This is a genomic window from Mycobacterium sp. ACS4331, from assembly GCF_001667265.1.
In the GTDB taxonomy this organism is placed as follows: Bacteria; Actinomycetota; Actinomycetes; order Mycobacteriales; family Mycobacteriaceae; genus Mycobacterium.
The window spans coordinates 65,644-90,979 of the sequence record NZ_LZHW01000072.1 but is presented as its reverse complement, the minus strand read 5'-3'; the positions used below and the strand labels follow the sequence as shown (position 1 = coordinate 90,979).

At 68.6% G+C, this 25,336-nt stretch carries 21 protein-coding genes; 11 read left to right on the top strand and 10 right to left on the bottom strand.

Annotation, left to right across the window (positions count from 1 at the left end; translation table 11 throughout):
* Positions 1-78 precede the first annotated feature (78 nt).
* Both A5727_RS16765 and A5727_RS16760 read right to left on the bottom strand, forming a co-directional pair.
* Positions 79-1,827 carry an SDR family oxidoreductase gene (locus A5727_RS16765; RefSeq protein WP_068251696.1) on the bottom strand — a complete coding sequence of 583 codons (1,749 nt, stop codon included), beginning with the start codon at positions 1,825-1,827 and terminating at the stop codon, positions 79-81.
* Between the two features lie 48 nt (positions 1,828-1,875).
* The gene (locus tag A5727_RS16760) at positions 1,876-2,208 is read right to left on the bottom strand and encodes an oxidoreductase (RefSeq protein ID WP_068251751.1); all 333 of its coding nucleotides are present in this window, start codon (positions 2,206-2,208) and stop codon (positions 1,876-1,878) included.
* Positions 2,209-2,371: 163 nt separating this feature from the next.
* Here A5727_RS16760 and sucB point away from each other — a divergent pair, with 163 nt between their 5' ends.
* The 6 genes from sucB to A5727_RS16730 are packed head-to-tail and all read left to right on the top strand — an operon-like array spanning position 2,372 to position 9,345.
* Complete coding sequence (gene sucB, locus A5727_RS16755) at positions 2,372-4,135, top strand: 2-oxoglutarate dehydrogenase, E2 component, dihydrolipoamide succinyltransferase (RefSeq protein ID WP_068251748.1); 1,764 nt, start codon at positions 2,372-2,374, stop codon at positions 4,133-4,135.
* Between the two features lie 19 nt (positions 4,136-4,154).
* A complete protein-coding gene (locus tag A5727_RS16750; protein ID WP_231992111.1) occupies positions 4,155-5,057 on the top strand; it encodes a TIGR01777 family oxidoreductase in 903 nt (300 codons plus the stop codon).
* A gap of 10 nt (positions 5,058-5,067) precedes the next feature.
* Positions 5,068-5,754 carry a lipoyl(octanoyl) transferase LipB gene (gene lipB / locus A5727_RS16745; protein ID WP_068251688.1) on the top strand — a complete coding sequence of 229 codons (687 nt, stop codon included), beginning with the start codon at positions 5,068-5,070 and terminating at the stop codon, positions 5,752-5,754.
* Positions 5,751-6,686: a lipoyl synthase gene (lipA, locus tag A5727_RS16740; RefSeq protein ID WP_068251685.1), complete on the top strand. Its 936-nt coding sequence runs from the start codon at positions 5,751-5,753 to the stop codon at positions 6,684-6,686. The genes lipB and lipA overlap by 4 nt, the downstream gene beginning before the upstream one ends.
* 46 nt (positions 6,687-6,732) lie before the next feature.
* A complete protein-coding gene (locus tag A5727_RS16735; RefSeq protein WP_068251682.1) occupies positions 6,733-7,485 on the top strand; it encodes a DUF4191 domain-containing protein in 753 nt (250 codons plus the stop codon).
* A 36-nt stretch (positions 7,486-7,521) separates the two neighbouring features.
* Entirely contained in the window at positions 7,522-9,345 is a 1,824-nt protein-coding gene (locus A5727_RS16730; RefSeq protein WP_082949847.1) for an amidohydrolase, read from the top strand.
* On the opposite strand, the gene A5727_RS16725 is transcribed toward A5727_RS16730, so the two are convergent.
* Positions 9,342-9,797, bottom strand: a complete 456-nt coding sequence (locus tag A5727_RS16725; protein WP_068251742.1) for an RDD family protein — start codon at positions 9,795-9,797, stop codon at positions 9,342-9,344. The two genes, A5727_RS16730 and A5727_RS16725, sit on opposite strands and share 4 nt — an antisense overlap.
* A gap of 144 nt (positions 9,798-9,941) precedes the next feature.
* Here A5727_RS16725 and glnA (A5727_RS16720) point away from each other — a divergent pair, with 144 nt between their 5' ends.
* From glnA (A5727_RS16720) to A5727_RS16705, 4 genes are all read left to right on the top strand, one after another.
* The gene (gene glnA / locus A5727_RS16720) at positions 9,942-11,378 is read left to right on the top strand and encodes a type I glutamate--ammonia ligase (protein ID WP_068251679.1); all 1,437 of its coding nucleotides are present in this window, start codon (positions 9,942-9,944) and stop codon (positions 11,376-11,378) included.
* Positions 11,379-11,515: 137 nt separating this feature from the next.
* A complete protein-coding gene (gene dtd, locus A5727_RS16715; protein ID WP_068251676.1) occupies positions 11,516-11,947 on the top strand; it encodes a D-aminoacyl-tRNA deacylase in 432 nt (143 codons plus the stop codon).
* 46 nt (positions 11,948-11,993) lie between these two features.
* The gene (locus A5727_RS16710) at positions 11,994-12,383 is read left to right on the top strand and encodes a DoxX family protein (RefSeq protein ID WP_068251739.1); all 390 of its coding nucleotides are present in this window, start codon (positions 11,994-11,996) and stop codon (positions 12,381-12,383) included.
* Positions 12,384-12,396: 13 nt separating this feature from the next.
* Positions 12,397-13,548 (top strand): acyl-CoA dehydrogenase family protein, encoded by a 1,152-nt coding sequence (locus tag A5727_RS16705; RefSeq protein WP_068251672.1) that lies wholly within the window; start codon positions 12,397-12,399, stop codon positions 13,546-13,548.
* Here the strand turns inward: A5727_RS16705 and A5727_RS16700 are convergent.
* From A5727_RS16700 to glnA (A5727_RS16685), 4 genes are read right to left on the bottom strand one after another with little or no spacing between them, the layout of a single operon-like run.
* Positions 13,529-14,380, bottom strand: a complete 852-nt coding sequence (locus A5727_RS16700; protein WP_068251736.1) for a TIGR03619 family F420-dependent LLM class oxidoreductase — start codon at positions 14,378-14,380, stop codon at positions 13,529-13,531. The two genes, A5727_RS16705 and A5727_RS16700, sit on opposite strands and share 20 nt — an antisense overlap.
* A complete protein-coding gene (locus A5727_RS16695; RefSeq protein ID WP_068251669.1) occupies positions 14,377-15,003 on the bottom strand; it encodes a PaaI family thioesterase in 627 nt (208 codons plus the stop codon). Before A5727_RS16695 ends, A5727_RS16700 begins: the two co-directional genes overlap by 4 nt.
* A gap of 38 nt (positions 15,004-15,041) precedes the next feature.
* The gene (locus tag A5727_RS16690; RefSeq protein ID WP_068251667.1) at positions 15,042-18,005 is read right to left on the bottom strand and encodes a bifunctional [glutamine synthetase] adenylyltransferase/[glutamine synthetase]-adenylyl-L-tyrosine phosphorylase; all 2,964 of its coding nucleotides are present in this window, start codon (positions 18,003-18,005) and stop codon (positions 15,042-15,044) included.
* Between the two features lie 44 nt (positions 18,006-18,049).
* Positions 18,050-19,390 carry a type I glutamate--ammonia ligase gene (gene glnA / locus A5727_RS16685; RefSeq protein WP_068251664.1) on the bottom strand — a complete coding sequence of 447 codons (1,341 nt, stop codon included), beginning with the start codon at positions 19,388-19,390 and terminating at the stop codon, positions 18,050-18,052.
* A gap of 87 nt (positions 19,391-19,477) precedes the next feature.
* On the opposite strand from glnA (A5727_RS16685), the gene A5727_RS16680 reads away from it, so the two are divergent.
* Positions 19,478-20,704 carry an ABC transporter permease gene (locus A5727_RS16680; RefSeq protein WP_231992110.1) on the top strand — a complete coding sequence of 409 codons (1,227 nt, stop codon included), beginning with the start codon at positions 19,478-19,480 and terminating at the stop codon, positions 20,702-20,704.
* Here A5727_RS16680 and A5727_RS16675 read toward each other — a convergent pair whose 3' ends face one another.
* From A5727_RS16675 to A5727_RS16665, 3 genes are all read right to left on the bottom strand, one after another.
* The gene (locus A5727_RS16675) at positions 20,705-22,213 is read right to left on the bottom strand and encodes an alpha/beta hydrolase (RefSeq protein WP_068251730.1); all 1,509 of its coding nucleotides are present in this window, start codon (positions 22,211-22,213) and stop codon (positions 20,705-20,707) included. It abuts the gene before it with no gap.
* Between the two features lie 91 nt (positions 22,214-22,304).
* Entirely contained in the window at positions 22,305-23,828 is a 1,524-nt protein-coding gene (locus tag A5727_RS16670) for an alpha/beta hydrolase (protein ID WP_231992114.1), read from the bottom strand.
* A 76-nt stretch (positions 23,829-23,904) separates the two neighbouring features.
* Positions 23,905-25,308 carry a WS/DGAT/MGAT family O-acyltransferase gene (locus A5727_RS16665; protein WP_068251658.1) on the bottom strand — a complete coding sequence of 468 codons (1,404 nt, stop codon included), beginning with the start codon at positions 25,306-25,308 and terminating at the stop codon, positions 23,905-23,907.
* Positions 25,309-25,336: the final 28 nt, after the last annotated feature.

Sequence of the window (25,336 nt, the reverse complement as noted above, 5' to 3'; positions counted from 1 at the left end):
CCACTTCACAACCGGAGGCCTTCACCTGTCACACAGGCTCACCGATACCAAACCGGACAACGTCCCTGGACATCACAGCTAGAACGTGTCCGCGCGGGCGGCCCTGCGCAACACCGACGGCAGCACCCGGGAAAGCCCGTACACCGCATAGGATTCCGGGGTGACGGGGCGAACAGCCTTGTCGGCCTTGACCGCTGCCAGGATCGCCGATGCCACCTTCTCGGGTCCGTACCGGCGCTGGCGGAAGACCCGCTGGGCCTGAGCCCGGGCGCGGTCGGCGGTTTCGGGGGCCACTCCGGATGCCAGGTGGAATCGCGTGGTGCGGACGATGTCGGTGTCGACAACGCCGGGACAGATCGTGGTGACGCCGATGCCCGCTGCGCTCAGTTCGGCACGCAGGCAGTCGGAGAACATGTACACCGCCGCCTTGGAGGTGCAGTAGGCGTTCATCGACTGCAGGGGCGCGTAGGCGGCCATCGACGCGACGTTGACGATGTGCCCGCTGGTGCCGCGTTGCGCCATTCTGGCCGCGAACGCACGGCACCCGTTGACCACGCCGCCGAGGTTGATGTCGAGCACGCGGTCCCACTCGTGGCCCGGGGTGTCCGGGAAGGCTCCCGTCTGACCGACGCCTGCGTTGTTGACGACGACGTCGGGCACCCCGTGGGCCGCGCAGACGTCATCGGCGAATCGGGCGACCGCGTCGACATCGGCCACATCGAGGGCGTAGGCATGAGCGGTGCCACCGCGGCTCACGATGGTCTTGGCGGTCTGCTTTGCAGCACTCTCGTCGATGTCGCTGACCACGACCTCGGCCCCCTCCGCGGCGAACGCGAGCGCGGTGGCCCGACCGATGCCGCTGCCCGCACCGGTGACCGACACCAGGGTGTGCGCGAAGCCGCTGCGCGCCGGGCCGACCTCGGCGCGCAGCAGTGCCCGTGCGGCGGGCCCGCCCTCGAGGTGGTCGACCAGTTCATGCACCATCTGCGCCAGCGCGTGCGGGTGCGAGAAGGGCGACCAGTGCCCGGCCTTGAGGGTGCGCAGCCACAGCCGTGGTGCCCACGTGGCCTGCTCGCTGAAACCATATGCGCGCACCACGGGATCGCGGTCACCGCAGACAACCTGCACCGGGACGGTGACGTAGTGGTCGCGGCGCCCCCTCGCGGGATTGCGGAAGGCGATGGCGCGGTAGATCTTCAGTGAGTTCGCCGCATCGGCGTCGAAGGTCTCACCGCGAAACTTGGTGCCGCCGGGGGTGTCCCGGTTCTGCAGTCGGCGGGCCAGGCCGCGCCGCATGGCGAGCGGGGTGAGCCCGGGAATCGAGAACGGGTACCAGTACGTCATCCGGCCCAGGAGGCCGACGGCCCGCGCGAACCGGATCGGCCGGTGCGGCCGGGCAAGTTCGGAGCGGATGAACGCGCCGTAGTGGTCGGTGCTCGGGCCGGCGACGGAGGTGAACGACGCGATGCGGTCGGAGGCGCCGGGCCGGCTCAGGTACTCCCAGACGGCGACCGAGCCCCAGTCGTGCGCCAGCACGTGCACGGGTTCGTCGGGGCTCAGTTCGGCGACGACGGCCGCGAAGTCGTCGGCGAAGCGCTCCATGGTGTAGGCCCGCACCGGCTTGGGCACGCTGGACGCGCCCGCGCCGCGGTTGTCGTAGCGGATGATGCGGAACCGGTCGGCCAGCAGCGGCACGGCGCCGTCCCAGAGGACATGCGAATCGGGCCAACCGTGCGCGAGCACCAGGGGCGGCCCGTCCAGGTTGCCCTCCTCATACGTCGCGATCCGAACGCCGTCACCGGTCTCGACCCAGCGCACATCACCCATGCAGGTACCTCATACCGGCGGTACCGGGTTGTCAAGACCCGGGCCGGCTCATCCTTCGAGTTCTTCCCGCAGCGCCCTCTTGCGCTCAATGCGCCTGCGGGCGTCGAAGTCGCGCATGCGCTGCGGATACCCGACTTTCTGCACGTCGTACACCGGGATCTGCAACTGGGCGGACAGTCGGCGCGCACCCGCCTCCCCGCCGACCCGTCGCCGGGTCCACTCACCGTCGTGCGCCACCAGGACGACGGTGACGTCGGTGACGGTGGTCTTGGGCTCCACGAAGGCCTCGACGCCGACGTGCTGCGCGACCCAGTCCCGCATGTACAACAGGTCACCCGCTGACCCCCGGCCACCGCCGCGGAATCTGTCGAACCAGCCCATGGCTCGATAGTGCCAGAGCTCACTGATCACCCGGGTTCGTGGCGAAGGCCTCGCAGTGACAGGATGATCGGGGAACAATCCATCTGGCTTGCCGACTCCGCTCACGAGGCTGTGGTAAGCCAGAGTTCGACCCGTACGAATGATCTTCGAGGAGTCAACAGACATGGCCGTGTCCGTACAGATGCCTGCACTCGGTGAGAGCGTGACCGAGGGGACAGTGACCCGCTGGCTCAAGCAGGAGGGCGACACGGTCGAAGTCGACGAGCCCCTGCTTGAGGTGTCGACCGACAAGGTCGACACCGAGATTCCGTCTCCCGCCGCGGGTGTCCTGACCAAGATCGTCGCGCAGGAGGACGACACGGTCGAGATCGGTGGCGAACTCGCGGTGATCGGTGACGCGGGCGAGTCCGACACGTCCGACGCCCAGCCCGAGCCGGCGGCCGAACCGGAGCCCGAGGCCGAACCGGAGCCCGAGCCCGAGGCCGCCGCCGAGCAGGAGACGGAGACTGAGCCCGAGGCGGCGCCTGCGCAGTCCCCGGGCGGCGGTGAGGGCACCTCGGTCGTGATGCCCGAACTGGGCGAATCCGTCACCGAGGGCACCGTGACGCGCTGGCTCAAGAAGGTCGGCGAGTCCGTCGAGGTCGACGAACCGCTCGTCGAGGTCTCCACCGACAAGGTCGACACCGAGATCCCGTCCCCGGTTGCGGGAACGCTGTTGTCCATCACCGCCGAGGAGGACGACACCGTCGCCGTCGGTGGCGAACTGGGCAAGATCGGCGACGCAGGCGCGGCGGCCGAGGCCAAGCCGGAACCCAAGCCCGAGCCCAAACCCGAACCGAAGCCGGAGCCCAAGCCGGAACCCAAACCCGAACCCACACCGGCCGCCGAGTCCAAGCCGGAGCCCAAGCCCGAGCCCAAGCCGGAACCGAAACCCGAACCCAAGCCGGAACCGGCGTCTGCTCCCGCGGCCGAGTCCTCCTCGGACGCAAGCCCGTACGTCACCCCGCTGGTGCGCAAGCTCGCGACCGAGAACAACGTCGACCTGGCGTCGGTGAAGGGCACGGGCGTCGGCGGCCGCATCCGCAAGCAGGACGTGCTGGCCGCGGCCGAGGCCAAGAAGGCACCGGCACCCGCGGCGGCGCCCGCCGCGGCGGCGAGCACCCCCGCGCCAGCCGCGAGCCAGGCCGAGAGCCCGCTGGCACACCTGCGCGGAACCACGCAGAAGGCCAACCGGATTCGGCAGATCACGGCCAAGAAGACGCGAGAGTCGTTGCAGGCCACCGCACAGTTGACGCAGACGCACGAGGTCGACATGACCCGCATCGTGGCGCTGCGGGCCAGAGCCAAGGCCAGTTTCGCCGAGCGCGAGGGCGTCAATCTGACCTACCTGCCCTTCATCGCCCGCGCGGTGATCGATGCGCTGAAGGCGCATCCGAACATCAACGCGAGCTACAACGAGGAGAGCAAGGAGATCACCTACTACGACGCCGAGCACCTCGGCTTCGCCGTTGACACCGAGCAGGGCCTGCTGTCCCCCGTCGTGCACAACGCCGGGGACCTGTCGCTGGCCGGTCTGGCGCGCGCGATCCATGACATCGCCGACCGCGCCCGCTCGGGCAACCTCAAGCCCGACGAACTGTCCGGCGGCACCTTCACGATCACCAACATCGGCAGCCAGGGCGCGCTGTTCGACACCCCGATCCTGGTTCCGCCGCAGGCGGCCATGCTGGGCACCGGCGCGATCGTCAAGCGCCCCCGAGTGGTCGTCGACGACACCGGAAACGAGTCGATCGGCGTCCGGTCGATCTGCTATCTGCCGCTGACCTACGACCACCGCCTCATCGACGGCGCCGACGCCGGCCGCTTCCTGACCACCGTCAAGAAGCGGCTCGAGGAGGGCGCGTTCGAGGCCGACCTGGGGTTGTGACCCGGTGGCTGACGGCGGCGTGACCACCGTTGCGATCGCCGGGTCGTCGGGCCTGATCGGCTCGGCGCTGACGGCGGCGCTGACGGCGGCCGGACACCAGGTGCGGCGGTTGGTTCGGCGCACGCCGTCGAGCCCCGACGAGCGGTACTGGAACCCCGGCACCGGCGACCTGGATCCCGCCGACCTGGCGGGCGTCGACGCGGTGGTCAACCTGTGCGGGGTGAACGTCGGCGGAGGACGCTGGTCCGGGTCGTTCAAGCAGAGCCTGCGCGACAGCCGCATCGAGCCCACGGAGGTGTTGGCCACCGCCGTCGCCACCACGGGCGTTCCGACGCTCGTCAATGCCAGCGCGGTCGGGTTCTACGGTGACACCCGCGGCCGGCAGGTGGACGAAACCGCTTCTCCCGGAGCAGGTTTCCTGGCTCGACTGTGCGTGGACTGGGAAGCGGCCACCACGCCCGCAGCCGACGCCGGCGCCCGGGTGGTGCTCGCGCGCACCGGCCTGGTGCTCGCGCCGAAGGGCGGTCTGTTGGCCAAGCTGCGGCCGCTGTTCTCGCTTGGACTGGGGGCGCGCCTGGGCAACGGGAAGCAGTACATGCCGTGGATCACCCTCGAGGACGAGGTGCGCGCACTGCTGTTCGCGCTCACCGGTGACGTGTCGGGCCCGGTCAACCTGACCGGGCCGGCGCCCGTCACCAACGCGGAGTTCACCACGGCGCTGGGACGTGCGCTGCACCGTCCCACTCCCCTGCTGGTGCCGGGGTTCGCGGCCCGGATCGCGCTCGGCGACTTCGCCGACGAGGGCCTGCTGGCGGGGCAACGGGCCATCCCGGCAGTGCTCGAGGGCGCCGGGTTCGAGTTCCGCCACCGCACGATCGGCGAGGCGCTGACGTATGCGCTCAACCGGCCCGGCAGCGAGTAGCGTCGCAGCCATGACGCCGTCGATCAGGTCAGCCGACACCCCGGTCGAAGTCCGGGATCTGGGCAGCATCGACTACCAGGCCGCCTGGCAGATGCAGCGTGACCTCGTCGACGCGCGCGTGGCGGGCGGCCCGGACACGCTGCTGCTGCTCGAACACCCCGCCGTCTACACCGCGGGCAAGCGCACCGAACCGCACGAACGTCCCGTCGACGGCACACCGGTGATCGACACCGACCGCGGCGGCAAGATCACCTGGCACGGCCCCGGCCAGCTGGTCGGCTACCCCATCGTCGGCCTGACCGAACCGCTCGATGTGGTGAATTTCGTTCGCCGCCTCGAGGAGTCGTTGATCAGCGTGTGCTCGTCGCTGGGCCTCGACGCGGGGCGCGTGGACGGACGCTCCGGTGTCTGGCTGCCCGCCGACCGTCGACGCCCAGCCCGCAAGATCGCGGCCATCGGCATCCGGGTGTCCCGCGCGGTCACGCTGCACGGGTTCGCACTCAACTGCGACTGCGACCTCAACGCGTTCGGTGCGATCGTGCCGTGCGGCATCTCCGATGCGGGGGTGACGTCGCTGACCGCCGAACTCGGCCGTCGCGTCACAGTCGCCGAGGTGCGAGACCGCGTGACCGACGCGGTGTGCGACGCGCTCGATGGACGCCTGCCCGTCTCGGCTCACGTAGCATCATCGGTGTGACCGTCGACCCCGGCAACCGTAAGCTGCTGCGCCTGGAGGTCCGCAACGCGCAGACCCCCATCGAGCGCAAGCCGCCGTGGATCAAGACGCGGGCCAAGATGGGTCCGGAGTACACCGAGCTCAAGTCGCTGGTGAAGCGCGAAGGCCTGCACACGGTGTGCGAGGAGGCCGGCTGCCCCAACATCTACGAATGCTGGGAGGACCGCGAGGCCACGTTCCTCATCGGCGGCGAGCAGTGCACCCGGCGCTGCGACTTCTGCCAGATCGACACCGGCAAGCCCGCCGAGCTCGACCGTGACGAGCCCCGCCGCGTGGCCGAGAGCGTGCAGGCGATGGGCCTGCGCTATTCCACGGTCACGGGTGTGGCGCGCGACGATCTGCCCGACGGCGGCGCATGGCTCTACGCCGAGACCGTGCGCTACATCAAGCGACTCAACCCCGGCACGGGTGTCGAGCTGCTCGCCCCGGATTTCAACGGCGACCCCGATCTTCTCGAGCAGGTCTTCGAATCACGCCCAGAGGTGTTCGCGCACAACGTCGAAACCGTGCCGCGGATCTTCAAGCGGATCCGTCCCGCGTTCCGCTACCAGCGCAGCCTCGATGTGCTGACCGCCGCACGCGACTACGGGCTGGTGACCAAGTCCAACCTGATCCTCGGTCTCGGTGAGACCAGCGAGGAGGTCCGCACGGCGCTGCACGACCTCCACGACGCGGGCTGCGACCTGATCACCATCACGCAGTACCTGAGGCCCTCGGCCCGGCACCATCCGGTGGAGCGCTGGGTCAAGCCCGAGGAGTTCGTCGAGCACGCGGCCTTCGCCGAGGGGATCGGATTCGCAGGGGTGCTGGCCGGCCCATTGGTGCGGTCCTCCTACCGGGCCGGGCGGTTGTACAACCAGGCGATCCAGGCGCGCACGGGCGCAGGCTCCTAGAAAGGGTCGTGGTCGCGGCGCTGCTCCCTGCGCCTATCCTTACTGCATGGCGAAATCCCGGACCCCCGCCGAAACCAAGGCTCTCAAGGCTGAGGCGAAGGCCGCCCGCAAGGCTGCGTCCAAGCAGCGCCGCACGCAGTTGTGGCAGGCCTTTCAGATGCAGCGCAAAGAGGACAAGCGGCTTCTGCCCTACATGATCTTGGCGTTCGTGCTGATCGTGGGCGTGTCCGTGGCCGTCGGCATCTGGGCCGGCGGTTTCACCATGTTCCTGCTGATCCCGCTCGGTGTGGTGCTGGGCGCGCTCGTCGCCTTCATCATCTTCGGCAGGCGCGCGCAGAAGTCGGTGTACAAGAAGGCCGAGGGGCAGACCGGTGCGGCCGCGTGGGCGCTGGACAATCTGCGCGGCAAGTGGCGGGTCACCCCAGGTGTGGCCGCCACCGGAAACTTCGACGCGGTGCACCGCGTGATCGGCCGCCCCGGTGTGATCTTCGTCGGCGAAGGAGCACCGAACCGGATCAAACCGCTGCTGGCGCAGGAGAAGAAGCGCACGGCGCGCCTTGTCGGCGATGTTCCGATCTATGACATCGTGATCGGCAACGGTGAGGGTGAGGTTCCGCTGTCGAAGCTGGAGCGGCACCTGACCAGGCTCCCCGCCAACATCTCGGTCAAGCAGATGGACTCCCTGGAGTCCAAGCTGGTCGCGTTGGGCACCAAGGTCGGTCCGGGCGCACTGCCCAAGGGCCCGCTGCCCCCGCAGGCCAAGATGCGCGGCGTCGGTCGCACCGTCCGGAGGCGATGACGACAGCCGGTGCACTCACTGGCTTGAGGAGGCCAGATGTGCACCGCGTGCGAATGGGCACCACATTTCGCGGCGTTCGGGCAGCGCATGTCGCGCCGCACGGTTCTGCGCACCGCGGTGACGACCGCCGCGGTGACGACGGCGGCGGTGCTGGCCAGTGCATGCTCGCCCCAGGACGGTCCGGATCCGGCACCGACCGGCGGCGGCAGCGGCGGCGACGCTGACTTCGTCTTCCGCAACGGCCCGGTGTACACGGTCTCCCCCGACACACCCTGGGCCGAGGCGGTGGCCGTCACGGGCAACACCATCACCTACGTCGGCGATGAGGCCGGTGCGATGGCACTGGCCGGGCCGGCGACGAAAGTCGTCGACCTCCAGGGCCGTCTGCTGATGCCCGGTTTCGTCGAGGGCCACACCCACCCCTTCCTGGGCGCTTTCCTGACCTCCGGCGTCGACCTGCAGGTGCCGACCCTGGCCGACGCGCTGAAGGTCATCGAGACCTACGCGAAGGACCACCCCGACGGCCCGATCCGGGGTTTCGGCTGGCGCGTCGACATGTTCGGGCCCGAGGGACCCAACCGGGCCGAACTGGATCGCATCGTCCCCGATCGCCCGGCGTTCTTCTTCGCGATCGACGGACACAGCCTGTGGGCCAACTCCCGTGCGCTGGAGATGGCCGGCGTCGACCGGAACACCCCGGACCCGATCCCCGAGTTCAGCTACTACGCCCGCGACCAGTCCGGTGACCCGACCGGATATGTCCTCGAGGTCAACGCCGTCCTGGGCGTCGTCAACGCCGTCGAACCGATCTCCACCGCGGCCATGGGCGCGCTCATGGAGGGCTGGTTGCCCAAGGCCAGCGCCGCCGGCATCACCACCGTGTTCGACGCGGGCGTGCCACCGATCGGCGAGGATCAGGGTGCGCTGCTCGCGCTGTACGCCGACGTGGAACGGCGGGGCGAGCTGCCGTTCCGCGTCGTGGCCTCCTACAGCGTGAAGTCACCACCGATCGATGACGCGGTGGCCAAGCTCGAGGACATCCGCGGACGCGTCTCGGGCGAGCTCGTGCAGGTCAACGTCGTCAAGGTGATCGGCGACGGGACGCAGGAGGGCTACACCGCCTGGCTGTTGGAGCCCTATGCCGACAAGCCGGACTCCACGGGCGGCTCGCCGTTCACCGACGATCAGTGGCATCAGCTCGTGGCGGCCGTGGACGCCGCCGGTGTCGACGTGCACGTGCACGCCTGCGGCGAGCGGACGGTGCGCACGGCGCTGGACTCGATCGAGCGGGCCATCGCGGCGAATCCGCCGCGGGACCGCAGGCACACCATCGCGCACCTGGTCTACGTCGAGGATCCCGACAACGAGCGGTTCGCCGAACTGGGTGTCACCGCCCAGTTCTCGGCGAACTGGATGTCGGCTGACCCCGACACCATGCAGAACCTCGCGGCACGGTACGGCGCACCCCGCAACCGCCTGATGTACCGCCCTCAGCGCATCCTGAAGGCGGGCGGGCGCATCTCGCTGGGCACCGACTGGCCGGCCGCCGGCTACTTCTCGACGTACAAGCCGCTGGACTCCATCCAGATCGGCGTCACCCGTCAGCTGATCGGTGAGCCGGACGCCGCGGTGCTCGAGCCGGCCGACGAGCGCCTGTCCGTCGCGGAGGCGATCCACGCCAACACGATGGGCGCGGCCCACCAGCTGCGCCTCGAGGACAGAGTCGGGTCGATCGAGGCCGGGAAACTCGCCGACCTGATCGTGCTGGACCGCAACATCCTCGAGGTCGACCCGCTCGAGATCCACGCCGCGACGGTCACCATGACGATGATGAACGGCCAGATCCGGCATCAGGTCTAACGTCGCACGACTGCGGTCTTGGTCGCCAGGTCCTGCAGGCCGCGGATGTCGGAGTCGGTGAACAGCGCCGGGATGACCAGGGCGACCAGCACGCCGCGGGCCAGCGCGCGGCCGACGCCGACGCCCACCCGGCCGTCGACCGAGATGACCTTGAGGCCCAGCACCAGCTGACCCGGGGTGAACCCGAACAGCCGGACCGACACCACACCGAGAATCAGCCAGATGACCAGCACCGCGGTCGACAGCGTCGACAGCGGGATGAGGCCGAACGACATGGCCAGAGCGGCCAGGCCGTAGCTGATCAGCCAGTCCACGAGCAGCGCGCCGAGCCGCCGCCCGAACCGCGCGATGGACCCCGGTCCCTCCTCGGGAAGCCCGAGGCGCTGGCCCGGATACTCGTCGCCGGAGTCGGATGCCGGACTGGACAACCAGGAGGAGATCTCGCGCGCCATGACATTCAGCATAGGGTTCGCGCCATTGCGTAACGTCGGCGCAACATTTGGTTGACTGCCACGCAACATCGGCTCCCTAGCGTCAGGCGCGGGTTAACACGGGACGGGAACACCGTGCCCAGACACGCGCCTGAAGGAGTACTAGTGGCAGAAACGAACCAAGACGACATCTTCAAACTGATCAAGGACGAGAACGTCGAGTACGTCGACATTCGGTTCTGCGATCTCCCGGGTGTGGTCCAGCACTTCTCGATTCCGGCCTCCGCTTTCGACGAAAGCGTCTTCGAGGACGGTCTGGCGTTCGACGGATCGTCGGTGCGCGGGTTCCAGTCGATTCACGAATCCGACATGATGCTTCTGCCGGATCCCGCGACCGCCCGGATCGACCCGTTCCGCGCGGCCAAGACGCTGAACATGAACTTCTTCGTGCATGACCCGTTCACCCGTGAGGCCTACTCGCGTGACCCGCGCAACGTGGCCCGCAAGGCCGAGAACTACCTGGCCAGCACCGGCATCGCGGACACCTGCTACTTCGGTGCCGAGGCCGAGTTCTACATCTTCGACTCGGTGACCTTCGACTCGAAGATCAACGGCACCTTCTACGAGATCGACTCCGAGTCGGGCTGGTGGAACACCGGTGAGCCCTTCGAGGCCGACGGCAGCGCCAACCGCGGCTACAAGGTGCGCCCCAAGGGCGGCTACTTCCCCGTCGCACCGTATGACCACTACGTCGACCTGCGCGACGAGATGTCGACCAACCTGATCAACGCCGGCTTCACCCTCGAGCGCGGGCACCACGAGGTGGGCACCGCCGGGCAGGCTGAGATCAACTACAAGTTCAACACGCTGCTGCACGCGGCCGACGACGTGCTGCTGTTCAAATACATCATCAAGAACACCGCCTGGGCCAACGGCAAGACCGTCACCTTCATGCCCAAGCCGCTGTTCGGCGACAACGGTTCGGGTATGCACGCCCACCAGTCGCTGTGGAAGGACGGCAAGCCGCTGTTCCACGACGAGTCGGGCTACGCCGGCCTGTCGGACCTCGCGCGCCACTACATCGGCGGCATCCTGCACCACGCGCCGTCGCTGCTGGCGTTCACCAACCCGACGGTGAACTCCTACAAGCGTCTGGTGCCGGGCTATGAGGCGCCGATCAACCTGGTCTACAGCCAGCGCAACCGTTCGGCCTGTGTCCGCATCCCGATCACGGGCAACAACCCGAAGGCCAAGCGCCTCGAGTTCCGCTGCCCCGACAGCTCGGGCAACCCGTACCTGGCGTTCGCGGCCATGTTGATGGCGGGCATCGACGGCATCAAGAACAAGATCGAGCCGTTGGCCCCGGTCGACAAGGACCTCTACGAGCTGCCGCCGGACGAGGCCGCCGACATCCCGCAGGCGCCCACCTCGCTGGCCGCGGTGATCGACCGTCTCGAAGAGGACCACGAGTACCTCACCGAGGGCGGCGTGTTCACCGAGGACCTGATCGAGACGTGGATCTCCTACAAGCGGGAGAACGAGATCATGCCGGTGCAGATCCGTCCTCACCCGTACGAGTTCGCGCTGTACTACGACGTGTAAGTCGGCTGTTCACGACGAGGCCGGGTGGCGCACTGCGCCGCCCGGCCTTTCTCATACCGCGAGATCGACACCAGGGCTGCGCTGGCGCACGGATCACGACCCCCATGTCGATCTGGACGCCGGATATCGTGGCTTCCATGCGGGTACTGGTGCAGCGGGTGACGGCGGCGAGTGTGACGGTCGACGGCGCCGTCGTGGGTGAAATCCGGCCCGCCACACAGGGTCTGCTGGCCCTGGTCGGCGTCACGCATGACGACGACGCCGCGAAGGCCGCCAGGATGGCCGAAAAACTCTGGCAGTTGCGCATTCTCGACGACGAACGCAGCGCGGCGGACGTCGGCGCGCCGGTCCTGGTGATCAGCCAGTTCACGTTGTACGCCAACACCGTCAAGGGTCGCCGCCCGTCGTGGAACGCCGCGGCGCCCGGGCCGGTGGCCGAACCGTTGGTGGATGCCTTCGCGGATGCGCTGCGGCGGTTGGGCGCCAAGGTGGCCACCGGCAGCTTCGGAGCCCACATGGAGGTGGCGTCGGTCAACGACGGACCGGTCACCCTGCTGCTCGAATTGTGACCAGACCGTGCCTGCGATCGACACCACGGCTGCCTACGGTCGTGGCATGGCCACAAGACTGGACGAACGCGTCACCTCCCATTCCGCGACCATGCTGAGCATCTTCCGAATCGTGATCGGTCTGCTTTTCGCCTGCCACGGCACCGCCAAGCTGTTCGGCTGGCCGGGCGGGACGGCGGCGGAGACCTTCGTCTGGCCGTACTGGTGGGCCGGAGTCGTCGAACTCGTCGTCGGCGTGCTCGTCGCGATCGGCCTGTTCACCCGCGAGGCCGCGTTCGTCGGCTCGGGGCAGATGGCCGTGGCCTACTTCTGGCAGCACTTCCCGGAGAACTTCTGGCCCATCAACAACGGCGGTGAGCCGGCGGTCCTGTTCTGTTTCGCGCTGCTGCTTCTGGTGTTCACCGGTCCCGGCGCATGGGCGGTCTCCCGCAGGTAATACCCTCGGCTGCATGGTCGCCAAGCATGTTCCGTCCTGGTACGACGACGAGGTCTCCGCGCTCTTCGATCTGGCCAAGGGCTTCTTCGAACGTGAGGTCGTCGCCCACGTCGAGAAATGGGACAGCCAACGCCGGATCGACCGTTCGGTGTGGCTCGAGGCCGGCAAGCTGGGCCTACTGCTGTGTTCGATCCCCACTGAATACGGCGGCGGAGGGGGAACATTCGCCCATGACCTGGCGGTGTTCGACGCCCAGGGTTACGCCGGCGACCTGTCGCTGGGCATCGGCGTGCACAGCGGCATCGTGCCGCACTACATCCTGGCCTACGGCACCGAACAGCAGAAGAAGACCTGGCTGCCGCCGATGGCCACCGGTGAGGTGCTGTCCGCGATCGCCATGACCGAGCCGGGCGCGGGATCCGACCTCAAAGCCATCCGCGCCACCGCGGTCCGCGACGGTGACGAGTACGTGCTCAACGGCTCCAAGACGTTCATCACCAACGGCAGTTCCGCGGACCTGGTGCTGCTGGCGGCCAAGACCGACCCCAAGGCCGGCGCGCGCGGCATCTCGATGATCCTGGTCGACGTCCGGGACGCCCCCGGCTACCAGGTCACCCGGGTGCTCGACAAGGTCGGCATCCACGGCGCCGACACCGCCGAGATCTCGTTCACCAACGTGAGGGTTCCGGTGACAAACCTGCTGGGCGCCGACGAGGGTGCGGGTTTCGGCCAGATGATCGCCCAACTGCCGCAGGAGCGTCTGATCGTCAGCGCCCAGGCCGTCGGTGGCATGGAGCGCGCGGTCGACGAGACCGTCGCCTACACCAAGGACCGGGAGGCCTTCGGCCACAACCTGTTCAAGTTCCAGAACACGGCCTTCGAACTCGCCGAGTGCATGACCATCGCGCGGACCTCCCGAGTCTTCCTGGACCACTGCGTCCAGTCGCATCTCGACGGCAGACTCGACGGCACCGAGGCCGCGATGGCCAAGTACTGGCTCACCGACAAGCAGTGTGAGGTGGTGGACCGCTGCGTGCAGTTGCACGGCGGCTACGGCTACATGCGGGAGTACCTGATCGCCAGGATGTATGAGGACGCCCGCGTGCAGCGCATCTACGCCGGCGCGAACGAGGTCATGAAGGAGATCATCGCGCGTTCGCTCTGAATCGGCGCATGCCGTCGATCTTCTCTGCGGTGCTCGCCTGCGGCCCCACGAAGAACATCCAGGGCTGGGTGACGATGCCGGTGATGCCACCGGCCTCCGCTCGGGCGTAGTGCTCGGGGGTGAAGGCGTCGGTCAGGGGTGTCAGCACGGCGAAGTCGTCCATGGTCAAGCCCTGCTCGGCCCGCAGATCGCGCAGCCTGGCCACGCGCTCCAGAGCCTGATCGGTGCTGATCAGATCACCGATCCAGCCGTCGTGGCGAGCCGCGCGGCGCAGAGCGATGTCCGACAGTCCGCCGACATAGATCGGGATGGGCGGCGGGCTGGGCTCCATCTCCAGCTTGGGCGTGGTGTAGAACTCGCCCGAGAACTCGGTCCAGCCCGGCGCCCAGAGCTCCTTCATGAGTTCCAGCATCTCGTCGGTCCGCCTGCCGCGGCGGTCGAACCGCTGACCCAGCAGTTCGAACTCCTCACGGCACCAGCCCACCCCGACGCCGAGCTGCAGCCGACCCTCGGCCAGACAGGCCGCGGTGCCGATCGCCTTCGCGGCCGAGTACGGATCGCGCATGGCGGGCAGATAGACCGTGGTGACGAACTGCAGCCGCGACGTGGCCAGCGCGATCGCGCCGATCATCACCCACGGGTCGGGCCAGTCGGTGAACGACTCCCACCTGCGTCGGCCGTCCTTGGTGTAGGGGTATGGCGTCGTCAGCGTCTCGAGGTTGACGACGTGGTCGGGTATCGCGATCCCGTCGTAGCCGAGATCGTCCGCGGCCCTGGCGATCTCGACGGCCTCCCGCATGTCCAGGAACGCGGTGCTGACATAGAACTTCACTGCGGGTCCCGGGCCCACGCCGGGGTGATGAACACGCCATCGGCCTCCACCGTCGGGCCGTCGGCGTCCGAGATGAAGCCGCGCGCATAGGTTTTGACACCTTCCACCCGTTCGACCCAGGCCTCGGACCGCAGCGCTCCCAACGGGGTGCCGCGCAGATACTTGAGCGTGATCGTCCCGGTGAACAGCGGGCGGTTTCCGCCGTCACTGGCCGCCTCCCCGAGAATGTGATCGAGGATCAGCGCCGAGATGCCGCCGTGCACATGGTTGGGCGGCCCCTCATAGGCCGCGCCCAACTCGAAGTCCGTCCAGCAGCGTCCCTCGCCGCGTTTGATCTCCAGCGGCGGCGCCATGGGGTTGCGCACGCCGATCACGGGATTTCCCCATGACATGCCCTCGCCCTCGGTGGTGAACCGAATCCCGAACGGCCCGTCGATCTGTGAGGTCCGCAGGCCCGCCGTGACCGACTGGATCAGGCGGGTCGCCTCGGCGATGTCGTCGGGGCCCGCCTGTGTGCGGATCGTGGCGTCGAGCAGCTCCCGAACGGCTTGGGTGAACGGCTCGTAGATCGCCCGCTGTCGATTGGCCTCGTCGGCGTCGACCGGGTCGTAGTTGAACTGCACTCAAGCTTCATAGCAGAGTCAGCCGCCGAATCCCACGGTCAGCCTCCGAACACCTTGCGCACGACGGCCTTCGCGCGCCGCGTCACCCTCAGGTAGTTGTCCAGGAACGCCCCGCCGTCGTCTTCGGGCCACCCGGCGGCGACGGCCACGGCGTTGAGCAGCCGTCCTGGGCCGGGCAGCTGATCGGTGGGTTTGCCCTTGACCAGCACCAGCGCGTTGCGGGCCCGCGTGGCGGTCAGCCAGGCCTGGCGCAGCAGGTCGACGTCGCCCTCGGCGATGAGTTCGGCCGCACCGATCGCGTCGAGGGCCTCGAGCGTCGAGGTGTTGTGCAGTGCGGGAATCTTGTGCGCGAAGCGCAACTGCAGCAGCTGCACCGTCCACTCGACGTCGGCCAGGCCACCGCGGCCGAGTTTGGTGTGCGTGTTGGGATCGGCGCCGCGCGGCAGACGTTCGGCGTCGACACGGGCCTTGATCCGGCGGATCTCCTGCACCGCCTCAGCCGACACCCCGCCCGACGGGTACCGGGTCTCGTCGACCATCAGCAGGAACCGGTGGCCCAGTTCCAGGTCGCCGGCCACCCGGTGGGCGCGCAGCAGCGCCTGGATCTCCCACGGCTGTGCCCACTGCCGGTAGTACGCCTCATAGGAGGCCAGGGTCCGCACCAGGGGTCCGTTGCGTCCCTCGGGCCGAAGATTCGCATCGACCTCCAGTGGCGGGTCCGCGCTGGGCGTCCCGAGCAGGGCGCGGACCTGCTCGGCCACCAGCATCGCCCACTTGACGGCTTTGGCGTCCTCGACGCCGGATGCCGGGTCGCACACGAACATCACGTCGGCGTCGGATCCGTAGCCGAGTTCGCCGCCGCCGAGGCGTCCCATCCCGATCACGGCGATCGAGGCGGGCGCGGTACCGCCCTCAGGGGTGTTCGCCCGGATCACCGCGTCCAGCGCGGCCTGCAGCACCGCGACCCACACCGAGGTCAGCGCGTGGCAGACATCGCGCACCTCAAGCATGCCGAGCAGGTCGGCCGAGGCGATGCGGGCCAGCTCCCGGCGGCGCAGCGTGCGCGCCGATGCGATCGCCTTGACGGGATCGGACTGCCGGCCGGCGGCGGCCACCAGTGCGCGGGCCACCCCGTCGGGGTCGACGTCGAGCAGCTTGGGTCCGGTGGGACCATCGGCATACGCCTGGATCACCTCGGGCGCACGCATCAACAGATCCGGCACGTAGGCCGAGGTGCCCAGCACGTGCATCAGACGTTTGGCCACCGCGCTCTCGTCGCGCAGAGTGCCCAGATACCAGCGCTGTTCGGCCATGGCCTCCGACAGCCTGCGGTACTGCAGCAGGCCCGCGTCGGGGTCGGGTGTGTCCGAGAGCCAGTCCAACAGGGTCGGCAGCAGCACCGACTGGACGCGTCCGCGGCGGCTGCCCGTATTGGCCAGTGCGGCAAGGTGAGTCAGCGCGCTGGCAGGCGCCTGGTAGCCCAGCGCGGCGAGCTGGCGTTCGGCGGCCTCGGCGCTCATGCCGTCGCTGAAGTCGACCGCCACCCCGGTGGACTCCAGCAGCGGCTGGTAGAACAGCTTCGCGTGCAGGCGGGAGACCCGCACGCTCTGACGCTTGAGCTCCTCGCGCAGCACGCCGAGTGCGTCGTGCTGACCGTCGGGCCGGATGTGGGCGGCGCGGGCCAGCCAGCGCAGCGCCTCATCATCGTCGGGCGGCGGCAGCATATGGGTGCGTTTGAGCCGCTGTAACTGCAGGCGGTGCTCGAGCAGGCGCAGGAACTCATAGGACGCCGTCATGTTCGCCGCGTCGTCGCGTCCGATGTAGCCGGCCGTCCCGAGCGCCGCCAGTGCGTCGACGGTCGAGGCGACGTGCAGGGCTTCGTCGTTGCGTCCGTGCACCAACTGCAGCAGCTGCACGGCGAATTCGACGTCACGCAGGCCGCCGGTGCCGAGCTTGATCTCCCTGCCGCGCACGTCGGCGGGGACGAGTTCCTCGACCCGTCGGCGCATGGCCTGCACGTCGACCACGAAATCCTCGCGCTCGCTGGCCGTCCACACCATCGGCATCAGCGCCTCGACATACTGCTTGCCGAGTTCGGCGTCACCGGCGGCGGGCCGCGCCTTCAGCAGCGCCTGGAACTCCCACGTCTTGGCCCACCGCTGGTAGTACGCGACGTGCGAATCCAGGGTCCGCACCAACTGACCGCGTTTGCCCTCGGGGCGCAGCGCGGCGTCGACTTCGAAGAACGTCTCCGAGGCCATCCGCATCATCTCGCCGGCCACCCGGGTCTCGGTGGAGTCGGCGTTGGCACCGACGAAGATGACGTCGACGTCGCTGACATAGTTCAGCTCCCGCGCGCCGCACTTGCCCATCGCGATGACCGCCAGCGTGGGCGGTTCGTCGCCCGCGTGACACACCGTGCGCACGGCGTACTGCAGCGCCGAGGCCAGCGCCGCATCGGCGAGATCGGACAGGTGCGCGCCGACCGTCGTGAAGGCCAGCACGGGCTCGTTCTCCACGGTGGGCGCGAGGTCCAGCGCCGCGAGCACGAGCAGCCGATCACGGTAGTGCACGCGCAATGCGGGAATGGCTGTGGCGCCGGAGTTTTCGGTGACGAGTTGGCTGAAGGCCGCCTTCAGTTCATCGACGGGGGGTAGGGTGAGCGCCCCCTGAAGCAGGCGCCATGAACGCGGGTTGGCGACGAGGTGGTCACCGAGCGCCAGCGAGGCACCCAGGACACCGAACAGCCGACCACGCAGGGCCTTGTCCTTGGTCAACGCGACGGACAGTTCACTCCAGCCGGACTCCAGCGCGTCGGCGAGGCGCACCATGGCCCGCAGCGCGGCGTCGGCATCGGCGGCCCGGGACAGCGACCACAGCAGTTCGATGTGGTCCTCGTTGTCCCAGCCCAGCCGCGCGAGGTCGGCTGGGGCGGTGCGCTCAACGAGCCCGAGCCTGCCCACACCGGGGATCTTGGGACGCTGCGTCACGGGTTTGGACACGGACGCAACGGTAACGCACCCCCGCCGTCGAGCGGGAATTCCGGCTAAAGAGAGAGGTACTGCTTGAGTTCGTAGGGCGTGACGCTGCTGCGGTAGGTCTCCCATTCGGCGCGCTTGTTGCGCAGGAAGAAGTCGAAGACGTGCTCCCCCAACGCTTCCGCGACCAGTTCGGAGTTCTCCATGGCGGCCAGGGCGTTGCCGAGGCTGCTGGGCAGCTCGCGGTAGCCCATCGCGCGCCGCTCCTCGCTGGTCAGGCTCCAGACGTCGTCCTCGGCCTGGGGACCCAGCACGTACCCCTTCTCGACGCCGCGAAGGCCGGCGGCCAGCAGCACCGCGAAGGTCAGATACGGGTTGCATGCCGAATCCGGGCTGCGCACCTCGACGCGACGCGACGACGACTTGTTCGGCGTGTACATCGGGACCCGCACGAGGGCCGACCGGTTGGCCGCGCCCCAGGACGCGGCGGTGGGGGCCTCGCCGCCGTGCACCAGACGCTTGTAGGAGTTCACCCACTGGTTGGTGACGGCGCTGATCTCGCTGGCGTGTTCGAGGATGCCGGCGATGAAGGACTTGCCGACGTCGGAGAGCTGAAGCGGATCATCGGGGCTGTGGAAGGCGTTGGTCTCGCCCTCGAACAGGCTCATGTGGGTGTGCATGGCCGAACCCGGATACTCACCGAACGGCTTGGGCATGAACGACGCCCGCACGCCCTCTCCGAGCGCGACCTCCTTGACCACATACCGGAAGGTCATGACGTTGTCGGCCATCGACAGCGCGTCGGCGTAGCGCAGGTCGATCTCCTGCTGGCCCGGCGCGCCCTCGTGATGGCTGAACTCGACCGAGATGCCCATCGACTCGAGCGCGTCGATGGCGTGCCGACGGAAGTTGGGCGCCGAGTCGTGCACGGCCTGGTCGAAGTAGCCGCCGTTGTCGGCCGGCACGGGCACACTGCCGTCGTACGGTCCGGGCTCGAGCAGGAAGAACTCGATCTCGGGGTGCACATAGCAGGAGAAACCGAGGTCGCCCGCCTTGGCGAGCTGGCGGCGCAGGACGTGCCGGGAGTCGGCCCACGACGGGGACCCGTCGGGCATGGTGATGTCGCAGAACATCCGGGCCGAGTGATGGTCTCCGCCACTGGTGGTCCAGGGCAGGATCTGGAAGGTGGACGGATCGGGTCGGGCGACGGTGTCGGACTCCGACACGCGCGCGAAGCCCTCGATCGACGAGCCGTCGAAGCCGATGCCCTCTTCGAAGGCCCCCTCGAGTTCGGCGGGTGCGATCGCGACACTCTTGAGGAAACCGAGCACATCGGTGAACCACAGCCGGACGAAGCGGATGTCCCGTTCTTCCAGCGTACGGAGCACGAACTCCTTCTGACGATCCATGTCCGCGAGCGTATGCAGTACCTGTTAAATCTGTGTTACAGGCGTGTCGCTGTTGGCGGCGAAAGCCTGTGAGAATGAAGTGTGTCCGTGATCCCGCAGCCCGAGCCACCGGCCCCGCCTCCGCACACCGCCCCGACCGACGCGACCACCGATGCGCCGGCGGCGTTGGCCGCAGTGCAGGAGCTGCGCACCCTCGCCGATGTGGTGCGAAACGTCGACGCCGCCGCGGCGGCCGCCGAATGGGATGACCACGGGCAGCTTTCCGCTCTGGCCGCCCAGGCTGACGCCGACCTGCTGACGCTGTACCAGACCGAGGACATCGCGACGTCCGGGGCGTCGCCGCTGTGGCAGGCACGGCTGGAGGATCAGGCCCGGGCGTCGGCCGCGGCGCGCACCCTGACCGCCACGCCGCGGGAGGCCGCCGCCAACGCCGTCGCCGCGGTCGCGCTGGCCCGTGCGGCGGTTGCCGAGGCCGTCCGGACCACGGCCCAGGCGCGCGGTGTCGCGCTCGGCGACGCCGGACCCGCGACCGTCGCACGCCGCGACGCCGCGCGGGCCTTCCCCGCGCTGCTGGACCGTCTCGGCCGGATGGTGGCCGACGAGCTGCGCCACATCGTCGCCGACCGGCCCCGCGCGATCGCGCTGCGCATCGCGATCACCCTCGGCCTCGCCCTGTCCCTGGTCGCCTTCTACCACCTCACCGGCTTCTCCCGGTACGACGCGGGACGGTTGACGCTGTATCTGTTCTCGGCGGTGGTCGGCAGCGTGGTGTGCACCAACGCGCTGTGCTTCGAGGCGCAGCGGGTGCGCGATGCGCTGGTCTCGGGGGAATCGCTGTGGCGGATCCTGGTGGCGAAGAACCTCGCGATGGCCGCGCTGGTGGTGCTGGCGGGCCTGCCGGTGATCGCGCTGCTCACCATCATCGGCGACGGCAACGCGATCGCGATGGTCGACCAGCTGCTGACCATGGTCTTCATCTGGCTGGGCGTGGGCAACGTGCTGTCGGTGCTGTATCCGCTGCGCCACGAACCGATTTCGGCGCGCCTGCGGGACGGCACCTGGAAGCCCTACCTGTTGTCCTTCGCGGTGTCCTACGGCGTCGGGCTCACCGTCAACCTGATGATCTACTGGCGCCTGTGGTCCAAGCAGACCGCATCCCAGCACCTCGCCGGCGGGGCGTGGGCGGCCTTCGTCCTGGTGCTTGCCAGCGCGCTGGTCAGTTGGCTGCTGTTGACGGTCCTGGCTGTGGCGTGCAGTCGCGAACACCGCCAGCGCAGGCTGCTCTCCCGGGAGATGGTCGCCTATCGGCGGTGATCACGCCGCGCACTGCAGGTTGCCCGGCACCACTCCGTCGACGAGGTAGTCCACGATCGCGCTGTCGATGCACTCAAAACCGTTGAACACCACGGTGTGCTGCGTGCCCTCGAAGGAGATCAGCGGCGCCTGCAGTTGGCGCGCCAGGCTCACACCTGCTTCGTACGGGGTGGCGGGGTCGTGCGTCGTCGACACCACGACGACCGACCCCGGCGGGGCGGGCGGCGCCTCGTGCGGGGCCGACGTGGCGGGGACCGGCCAGAACGCGCAGATGTCGCGTGGGGCGTAGCCGGTGAACTCGCCGTAGGCCGCGAACGGGGCGACCTCGCGGATGCGCTGGTCGGCCGCGGCCCACACGGCCGGGTCCGTCGGCGAGGGTGCGTCCACGCAGCGCACCGCATGGAAGGTGTCCTGGACGTTGCGGTAGTGCCCGCTGCTGTCGCGGCCCTGGTACTCGTCGGCCAGCAGCAGCAGATCCCCCGCGTCGGTGCCGCGCGCCAGGCCGAGCAGTCCGCTGGTCAGGTACTTCCACAGGTGCTGGGTGTAGAGGGCGTTGAACGTCCCGGTGATGGCGTCGGCGTAGCTCAGACCGCGCGGGTCCGATGTGTAGGCGGGCTTGGCCACCAGCGGGTTGATCAGCTGGTGGTAGCGGTCGATCCACTGGGACGGGTCCTGCCCCAGTGGACATCCCGCGGTCTGAGCACAGTCGGCGGCGTAGTCGGTGAACGCCCGCTGGAACGCCCCCATCTGGTTGATGCTCTTGGTGACGGGATCGATGCTGGGGTCGACCGCGCCGTCGAGGACCATGGCGCGCACATGCTGGCCGTACCGCGACACGTAGGCCGTGCCGATCTCTGTGCCGTAGGAGAAACCCAGGTAGTTGATCTTCTCGTCGCCGAGCACCCGACGGATGGTCTCCATGTCGTGCGCGGCTTCCCGGGTGCCCATCGCGGAGAGGAAGTCCGTGCCCATCCGGGTCGCGCACTGCTGCGCGAACTGCTGGTAGAGCGACTCGATGTGGGCCACGCCCGCCGGACTGAAGTCGACCATCGGTTCGCGACGCCAGGCGTCGAATTCGGCATCGGTGCGGCAGCGCAGTTCCGGGGTCGAGTGGCCGACACCGCGCGGATCGAAGCCGACGAAGTCGAAGTGCTCGTTGATGGGCGAGCCCACCAGCGCCGCGGCCATGCCGGCGACGGTGTCCACCGCGGAGGCTCCGGGACCACCCGGGTTGACGAACAGCGCACCGATCCGCTCGCCCGCGGCAGGGACGCGGATCACCGCGAGATCCACCGTCGCGCCGTCGGGATCGTCGTAGCTTCGCGGGACCGCGAGCATGGTGCACTGCGCCGTCAGCAAGCCGACGTCACCGCCGAAGAACTGATCGCACGAGCCCCAATTTGCCTGCGGCACAGGAGGTTCCGGCTCCGCCATGGCCACTGACGCTGGCGCCGCAAACCACAGCACGGCGGTGAGCAGCGCACAGCCCCATCGTTTTGAACGCTGCATGCCGCCCATCGTTGCATGCCGGTCTCGGCCGTGCGGACCGCGGGTGGTCACGCTCCGGTATCGGTACGGTCAAGCTCCCGGAACCGCCGCGTCAGCACTTGGCGTCCTGGGGCGGCAGGGTCCCGTCGATCAGGTAGGCGGCGGCCATGTCGTCGACACAGGACTCGCCCTGGAACACCACGGTGTGCTGCGTGCCCTCGAACGTGATCAGGCCCCCGCCAAGCTGCCTGGCCAGATCGACGCCGGCCTGATACGGCGTGGCGGGGTCACCCGTGGTGGACACGACGAGGGTGGGCGCCAGGTCCGGCACCGACACCTCATGCGGCTCACTGGTCGGCGGCACAGGCCAGAACGAGCAGGTCGACATCGGCGCGTCACCCGTGAACTCGCCGTAGTTCATGAACGGTGCGACCTCACGCATCCTGCGGTCCTGCTCGATGACGACGGCGCGGTCCATGATCGCGGGCTGATCGACGCAGTTGATGGCGATCCGGGCATCGGTGGCGTTGGTGTAATGGCCCTCGCGGTCGCGGCGCATGTACATGTCGGCCAACACCAGCAGTGTGTCTCCCCTGCCGTTGCGCAGTTCGGTCAGACCCTGGGTCAGGTGCCGCCACAACGCCGGCGAGTAGAGCGACATGATGGTGCCCACCACGGCGTCGCTGTAGGACAGCCCCCGCGGATCCTTGGTGGGCGCCGATTTGGTGCCCAGGGCCCCGACCATGTCGCGGTAGACGTCGACGGCCTTGGCCGGGTCGGTGCCCAAGGGGCAGGTCGGATCCTTGGCGCAGTCGGCCGCGTAGTCGTTGAACGCCTCCTGGAACGCCGCGGCCTGGTCGATGTCGGCCTGCACAGGATCGGCGTTGGGATCGACGGCGCCGTCGAGGATCATCGCGCGCACGTTCTGCGGGAACTGCTCGGCGTAGGCCGACCCGATGCGCGTGCCGTAGGAGTAGCCCAGGTAGGTCAGCTTGTCGTCACCGAGCGCCTCGCGGATCTGGTCGAGGTCCTTGGCGACGTTGTCGGTGCCGACGTTGGCCAGGAACTCCTTGCCCATCTTGTCGACGCAGCGCTGGATGAACTGTTTGGTCTCGTTCTCGAGCCACGCCACCCCCTCCGGGGTGTACTCCACCTGGGGCTCGGCGCGCAGTCGGTCGTTGTCCTCGTCGGAGTTGCACCACAGCGCCGGAGTCGACGACGCGACGCCACGCGGGTCGAAGCCCACGAAGTCGAACTTCTCCCGCACCGCCGGCGGCAGCAGTTCGACCATGCCGATCGCGGCCTCGATGCCGGACTCACCGGGCCCGCCCGGGTTGACCACGAGGGAACCGATCTTCTGCCCCGTGGCGGGGAACCGGATCATCGCCAGCTGCGCGACCGGCGCATCAGGGTCGTCCTTCTTGGAGTAGTCCACCGGCACCGCGATGCGACCGCATTCGGCACCGGGCGGCAGCTTCACGTCGCCGCCACCGGTGAACTTGCACTCCTCCCACCGCACGGGCTCGCCGATGCGGGGTTCGGCCATGGCGGCCTGCCCGTCCACCACTCTGGCGCAGCCGACACCGCCGAGCGCGACCGATGTCACCGCCGTAACGATCGCTGTGGCGCGCAGCATACGGCCACGCGGGATCGAAACAGGGCGAATCAGGCTCATGGCAGTCCATGCTGCCATGAAGCCCGCGCAACTCCTGTCAGCGCGCCGCCGCGAGCAGCTCCTCCATGCTCACAGCGAAATCGTCGGCCATGTTCCACAGGTCGGGCAGCAGTTCGGGACAGGAGATCAGCCCGATGTTGAGCTTGCCGCTCAAGGACATCACGGTGATGTTCAACCCCGACCCGTGGAAGATCGGACCGAGCGGGTACATCGCCTTGACTTCGGCACCGAGGAAGTAGAGCGGTTCCTGTGGTCCCGGAACGTTGGACAGCACCACGTTGTGCACGGGCCTGGCCTCGGTCAGCCGGGTGCCGGCGTAGACGCGCATCGCGACGCCGAACACTGCGGGCGCGGCGAACTGGGACCAGTCCTGCAGCAGCGTGGCCGCGATCGCCGAGCTGTGTTCCTTGGCAACCGATGTCGCCTCCGCGATGGCCTTGATGCGATGTGCCGGGTCCTCGATCTCGGTGTGCAGGCTCGCGAACATCCCGGACACCTTGTTGCGGCCCGGCCTGTCCGACCGGCCGTGCACCGACACCGGCACCATGGCCACCAGCGAACTCTCGGGCAGCTCGCCGCGGTCGATCAGGAACTGGCGCAGCACCCCCGACACCAGCGCCATCACGACGTCGTTGACCTTGACGTTGAAGTGGTTCTTGACGCGCTTGACGTCCTCGAGGTCGAGTTGGGCGTAGGCGATGTTGCGGTGCCCGGTGATGCTGGCGTTGAACGCCGTCTGCGGGGCCCGGAACGGGCTGGCCATCGCCGATCCGTTCACCGCACGACGAACGGTGTCGACGACCGTGCTGACGGTGTTCGGAATCACCCGGGTGGCCAGGTTCACCGGCCGCGTCGCGAACCGCGCCAGTCCGCGCACCGCGATCTCCAACTGCCCCGCACCTCCGGGGGCTTCGACGAGTTCAGGCGCCGGCGCGTCGGGTTCAGTGCTGCACAACTGCGACATCAGGTTCGCGCCGGTCACACCGTCGACCGCGGCGTGGTGGACCTTCGTCATCACCGCGATTCGCCCACCCTTGTGCGCATCTGTGCCCGCGATGTTCTCGATGACCCACATCTCCCACAGGGGTCTGGTGCGGTCCAGCTGCAGTGACGCGATGTGCCCGCAGATCTCCGCCAACTCGGTCCGCCCGCCCGGCGACGGCAGGCCTATCCGATGCAGATGACGGTCGACGTCGAAGTCTTTGTCCTCCACCCAGACTGGATGGTCGAGGTTGAGAAACGAGTCGGTGATCTTCTCGCGGAACTCCGGCAGGGCCCGCAACCGCACCGCGAGTGCGTCCCTGAGCTTGTCGAACGTGTATCCGCCCGGGATGGAGGCCGTGTCGAGTTCGAGCAGTGAGCACACATGCAGCGGCTGACTCGCCGTCTCCAGGTACAGAAAGCTTGCGTCGAGGCCGCTCAGCCTCTGGTATCCCGGCATGGAAGCTGATGGTAGGCGGGTTGCCCCG